Genomic DNA, 391 nt, shown 5'->3' with positions numbered 1-391 from the left:
AGGCTCGGTAATCGACGAAAACGCCGTAATACCAATGCTTTCAGCGATCAACGACGAACTGGGCACGCTCGACTTGCTGGACAGCAACGCCGGCACCGCGTCGCGCGGGACCAGCATCGCCGACACCGACCGTGCGGAATACCAGCGACTGCTCGATGTGCACCTACTCGGCCCGCTGGCTCTGATTCGGGCCGCTCTGCCACAGCTCCGCTCGACCGGTCGTGCGGACGTAATCGCGATATCGAGCACCATAACCCGCGAGTTCGCCAAAGGTGCTGCGGCGTATACGTTGGCGAAGAGCGCACTGGAGGCCGCGGCGCTCACGTTGGCCCGCGAGGAGCGCCAGTACGGCATTCGGGTCAACGTCGTCGCCCCCGGCCTGGTGGCCACG

Annotated in this window: 1 protein-coding gene; it reads left to right on the top strand. The window is 65.2% G+C overall.

What is annotated here, in order from left to right; all coding sequences use genetic code 11:
- Positions 1 to 10 precede the first annotated feature (10 nt).
- A partial coding sequence (locus RNB18_RS53325; protein WP_311721220.1) for an SDR family NAD(P)-dependent oxidoreductase occupies positions 11 to 391 on the top strand: 381 nt, incomplete at its 3' end.

It is taken from the genome of Streptomyces doebereineriae, from assembly GCF_031845645.1.
Lineage (GTDB): Bacteria > Actinomycetota > Actinomycetes > Streptomycetales > Streptomycetaceae > Streptomyces > Streptomyces canus.
The sequence above is the reverse complement of the archived record's forward strand: the minus strand, read 5'-3'. Positions and strand labels throughout refer to the sequence as shown.